Consider the following 4,672-nt stretch of genomic DNA (forward strand, 5'->3'; position numbering starts at 1 on the left):
CACCATCATCGAATCCAACAGCATCCTGGAGTTCCTTGAGCCGGATCTCTACATCATGGTGCTGGATTTTGCCTGCGAAGATTTCAAACCCTCGGCCGCGCGCTACCTGGACCGCGCCGATGCCGTCGTCGTAATCGATCATGGGCTGAGTTCGCCGAACTGGAAGGATATTCCCCAGGGCCTTTGGGAGTCGAAACCGCGGTTCTCCGCTTCGCCGCCGGTTTACACCCCGCCCGCACTCTCTGCCTTCGTAAGGCAGCGGTTCTTTCCTGCGGGGTGAACGCGCGTTTCGATAGCATAGAACCAGCTCAAACTGTCCCCGGGTTCCGCAACGCCTATTGCTTCGTCTCTAAGGCTACAACCCCGCCTTCGTGCGCCGGACCTGATCACTTCTCCGCAACGACGACAAACCAGCCAAGTGGACCGCGAGACCGTAGGGCCTTTTATTGATCGGGCCGGTTTCCCCCAGTTCACCCGCCATGCGCCAATGGTTATTCTGTCCGTCGTGGCTCCGAACCAGCTGGGGCGAATCCAGCTAGGGTTCTTCGTCAAAGCGGTGTGCGGGATCACAAGCCGCAAGGGTACGGATTTCCATGGCGATCGTCAGTGAGCGCGCAAAGCCATCGAGACCCGGAAATAGCGTCGCATAGTTTATATTCATCATTTCAAGTTCCCGCAACACCTGCAGACGCGCGGACTTCGTGACAACAAGCTTACGGAGCCACTTCCGATCTAGCCTCCGATTCGCCGAGGCGCTGCGGAGCACGTGCTTGAGGCAAGCCTCGAACGGCCAACGGAGCGTATTCTGGGACAGAAACAGTCCTTGTTGAATCGTCAGCCGTTCGTTCATGCGAAACGGCCACAGCGGCACGACGACTGGGGGGGTGCTCGCGGCAGGTCCGTACCGCAGTCCCAGGAGGTGTTCTGGAACACTGATGGATGACATCTGGTTGACGCCCAGCATGCGCCTGGCCTCCTCTTGGACTGAGACCCTATCGATAGCCCAGACGGCTGAGTCAGTGTTCCGCGCGTCAGCGGTGGCGAAGAACGCGGCTACATAAGGCGATTTCGTCCAGTCCAGCAACTTGGTTGGTGCGCCGTAGTGCCGCATGAGAGCGAGCCACTCTTCGTCGTCATCGTCCCTAGGGAGTTCGCTGAGGTAGTTGTGAACACGACGTCGGAATTCGCGAATGACAAACCTGGCAAGGCCACCGGTATCGAGCGTGCCCTCGATGAACGCGGTAGCCTGACAGTCGAGAAAGAGCCTTTCAATCAGCGGTTGAAGCCGCCACTTTTCGTCGCATTGGCCACGGAATACCCACCGGCCGTTATCGAACGGCGAGGCGCGGACCAGGTCAAAGAACTGCGGCGCATCGGTACAAACGACTGGATCGCCCATGTACATCTCATCCTCGAGCGGTTGGCGGGTAAGTTCCTCCATGAGGTCCGCATACTGATCTTTGCCATCCATATGAGGTCTTTTTAACATCCATTGGTAGCTCGCTGCACCGGCGCGATCACCGTCTGTTCGGGGTCGGCTTGAGGAAGAGTGCACGGATACGGTTGGGGATCACTCCCCCAAGCCTGCGTGGCGTCGGCCAAGTTCCAGATAGCCGTTCACCGACCTGAGCAGGTCATTTCTCAGGTTTGGCGACTTTTTCATGTGCATTGCTCCCCCGGACCGGGGTGCTAACGATCCAACCAAACAGCAACCCAAGGTGGCCGACGCCACGGGATAACTATTCTATAATCTTTTCAGATGGCGGTATCTCTTTTAACGTGGCTTAAGCAGAACTGGTCGGTTCTGGGCAATGTCGGTAGTGCCGTCCTGTCGATCTCTGCGTTCGTGCTCTCCTATCGCAAGTACAAACACGACACCAGACCCGTCTTGGTCTTGCGGCGCGCCAAGGGGGGCTTCGCTATTGAAAACTTTGGTCGGGGAATAGCCGCTGGAGTTAGCGTCCGGCTGATCGAGAGGACACGACGACCGAGCGCAGCACTGTACGTAGAGGACCTCTTGAAGCCGGATTCCCGCTGCTTAGTGAGCGCGGGCGGCTATCCAGAGGAACTCGTGGCTGAGATGGAAAGGAACTCGGCCTATTCCTCGTTCGAGGACGTGATCCGAAGCCTGCACGGAGAGCAGTTGAAGCCGACCGGCGAACACGTCGCATCCTACCTTTTGACGCGCGAAGGCAAGCAGATTGTGCTCCTCCGGTTTCGAACAGTCGATGGTTCGAGGGCCAGTGTTCGGCTGTTTTCTCCCGCAACCCATGACGACGGCTTCGTAGAGTTGGTCCCGTACAATCGGATTCTGTGCAATCGCACTTCGGCTTTTGTGCTGGAGAAGCGTTACGGCACAAATTCGATACTCGCGCCTGCATTCGCTTTTCCACCGCAGAGCAACCCGGCGCCACCTGCATAACCTTGAGGCATAGCGGCTGATGGATAACAAGAGTTCATTTACAGAGGCTTTGGGACGTTTCGGTAGTCTTCTTTCCTGCTTCCGTTCGGTGGCACAACCTTCGGCGAATTGGACCTTGGGCAGGTACGAGGCGGATTCCGCTGCCTTGGCACTGGTGGAGTTGGCTGTGCAACACTGCTGGGCAGTTCATGACCTTGGCGCCCGAGACGTTCGTCACTACGTGGGGGCGACCGCCTGTGCCCGATGCTCATTCGAGAGTGGGGCCACAGCAGCGTGGCTCGTGTTTCCTGATGACCCGTTCGACCGTGAAGGCCGATGGCTTGGGTGGTACAAGGACAACGAGAGGTTTTACTCGCAGTTGGCGCGGGATCTTAAGTCGAAATCTGCGGCCGATGCCGAGAACGCACGGAGAGCAGCGGAGCGTTACGCAGCGTGGAGAACCGCCATAGAAGCGAAGTTACCTCGCGGAACCGTTACGCCAAAGCCAAACCTGCCGGAAATACTGACGGAACTCGGCCATCTTCAGCTCTATGCCTTCTATCGTGGAGTCAGCCAGGTTGCCCACGCCGAACCCGATGCGCTCGAATGTGTCCGGAGGACTGAGTACGACGTGGTGAATCATCCCGGCCATGTTGGGCCGGTCTTACCTGTCAAGGGGCAGACGATCCACTTTGGCAGTTTCGTTGAGGAAAGCGATTGGACAATACCGCTTCGAATGGCTGCTTGGGGAGTGCTGATATCTGCTCCCATGGTCCTGGCCCGCCTCGGCGCTACGGCAGAGGCGGTCAATAGACTATTTGAGGAACAGGATCGCCTCCACCCAGCAATCGACTTGTTGCAACGTTCGTTGAAGCGTTGAAGAGTCGCCCTTGGTGCCGTTGAACGAGGCCCTCGTAGACGTCGCCGTCCTACCTTTCTTCGGCGAATGCCTCCCCGAACAGCGGTCCGCGGTGATTCCTCAACTGAAGTCCGCGTCACGTCACCTTGACGCATAACGCCCAGATCGTGGATCGGCAAGTCCGAATCGGCTGCCACGGCTCGGGAGTGCTATTTGGGTTGCCGGGAAGTAAGCGCCGCGGCGGGTGGGATCGGCTCGTATCTCCGAGTTGCAGAGAACTCCGGTATGCTTTACACCCCGCCGGCGCTTTCGGCTTTCGTGAGGCAGTGGCTCTCGCTGCTCTCTTCAACACGGGCCGCCAGCAGGATGCGTTGCGCTTCGGCGACCTGGCGCTCAATCAGTTCCAGGTTCTCTGAGACGCGCGGATCCGCCGTGCCGTCGAGGACCATGCGTAGAAAAAACGCGCAGGTTTCGATCGTGCTGAGCGGCTGCCGCAGGTTGTGGACGAGGGTGGCGATGACGGCGGATTCCGGCGGAATAAGGCTCATGCTTGGGGACTCGCGGGAAGACGATTATAGCAGGAACCCGACGGATGAATCCGGCCGCCCCGGGCAGCGGCCGGATTCTGGAGTACAGCTTACGCGGAGGCTTCTGAACCTTGTGCTACGAGCTGCCGCGCCAGGCTGACGGCGGAGATGGCGTTTTCGCCGTAACCGTCCGCCCCGATCTCGGTGGCATACTGCGGCGTTACCGGAGCGCCGCCCACCATGATTTTGATCTTGCCCCGCACGCCGGCATTGGTGAGTGCCTCGATGGTGGTCTTCATGGCGGGCATGGTCACAGTCAGGAGAGCCGAGAGGCAAATCAGGTTGGCGCCCCGCTCCTTCACCGCGGCTACAAACTTGTCGGGCGATACGTCTGCCCCCAGGTCTATCACCTCGAACCCACCGCCTTCGAGCATCGACGCTACAAGGTTCTTGCCGATATCGTGCAGGTCGCCCTTCACGGTGCCAATGGCTACACGCGCTACCGGCTCGCTGCCTTGCGCCGCCAGCAGTGGCCGGATCAGTTCCAGCGCCCCCTTCATGGCGCGCGCGGAAATCAGCAGTTCCGGCACGAAGTACTCCTCGCACTCGAACCGCTTCCCCACCTCGTCCATGGCGGGAACCATGTGATTGGTCACCAGGTCGAGCGGGTTGACGCCTTCGGCAAGCGCCTCCTTGGTGACTGCGGTCGCCGTCTTGGCGTCGCCGTCTAAAATTGCATCGTAAAGTCTCTTAAGGTCAGTCATTAATGCCTCGTATCGCGCTTCGTGATTCCATTGAATTCCCGGACGGCGTCGATCATCGCCATTATATTCCGAACCGGGGTGCATGCCTGGACGTTGTGGATCGAGTTGAAGACGAACCCGC

Annotated in this window: 6 protein-coding genes; 3 read left to right on the top strand and 3 right to left on the bottom strand. The window is 59.0% G+C overall.

Annotated features, from left to right (window positions below; genetic code table 11):
* Positions 1 to 280 (top strand): hypothetical protein (locus VN622_06930; protein ID HWR35587.1); only part of this gene is annotated, 280 nt, incomplete at its 5' end.
* Between the two features lie 255 nt (positions 281 to 535).
* Here VN622_06930 and VN622_06935 read toward each other — a convergent pair.
* Positions 536 to 1,471 carry an FRG domain-containing protein gene (locus tag VN622_06935; GenBank protein ID HWR35588.1) on the bottom strand — a complete coding sequence of 312 codons (936 nt, stop codon included), beginning with the start codon at positions 1,469 to 1,471 and terminating at the stop codon, positions 536 to 538.
* A 288-nt stretch (positions 1,472 to 1,759) separates the two neighbouring features.
* On the opposite strand from VN622_06935, the gene VN622_06940 reads away from it, so the two are divergent.
* Positions 1,760 to 2,422 (top strand): hypothetical protein, encoded by a 663-nt coding sequence (locus tag VN622_06940; protein HWR35589.1) that lies wholly within the window; start codon positions 1,760 to 1,762, stop codon positions 2,420 to 2,422.
* Between the two features lie 280 nt (positions 2,423 to 2,702).
* Positions 2,703 to 3,281, top strand: a complete 579-nt coding sequence (locus VN622_06945) for a hypothetical protein (GenBank protein ID HWR35590.1) — start codon at positions 2,703 to 2,705, stop codon at positions 3,279 to 3,281.
* Between the two features lie 269 nt (positions 3,282 to 3,550).
* Here the strand turns inward: VN622_06945 and VN622_06950 are convergent, their stop codons facing one another.
* Together VN622_06950 and VN622_06955 are read right to left on the bottom strand one after the other, a co-directional pair.
* A complete protein-coding gene (locus VN622_06950) occupies positions 3,551 to 3,808 on the bottom strand; it encodes a hypothetical protein (GenBank protein ID HWR35591.1) in 258 nt (85 codons plus the stop codon).
* Between the two features lie 89 nt (positions 3,809 to 3,897).
* Positions 3,898 to 4,551, bottom strand: a complete 654-nt coding sequence (locus VN622_06955; protein ID HWR35592.1) for a corrinoid protein — start codon at positions 4,549 to 4,551, stop codon at positions 3,898 to 3,900.
* Positions 4,552 to 4,672: the final 121 nt, after the last annotated feature.

The organism is Clostridia bacterium, from assembly GCA_035561135.1.
Taxonomy (GTDB): Bacteria; Acidobacteriota; Terriglobia; order Terriglobales; family Acidobacteriaceae; genus DATMYA01.

Excerpts from the sequence above, each read along its gene's own strand:
- VN622_06935 (HWR35588.1), bottom strand. The coding sequence starts at position 1,471 with ATGGATGGCAAAGATCAGTATGCGGACCTCATGGAGGAACTTACCCGC.
- VN622_06940 (HWR35589.1), top strand. The coding sequence starts at position 1,760 with ATGGCGGTATCTCTTTTAACGTGGCTTAAGCAGAACTGGTCGGTTCTG.
- VN622_06950 (HWR35591.1), bottom strand. The coding sequence starts at position 3,808 with ATGAGCCTTATTCCGCCGGAATCCGCCGTCATCGCCACCCTCGTCCAC.
- VN622_06955 (HWR35592.1), bottom strand. The coding sequence starts at position 4,551 with ATGACTGACCTTAAGAGACTTTACGATGCAATTTTAGACGGCGACGCC.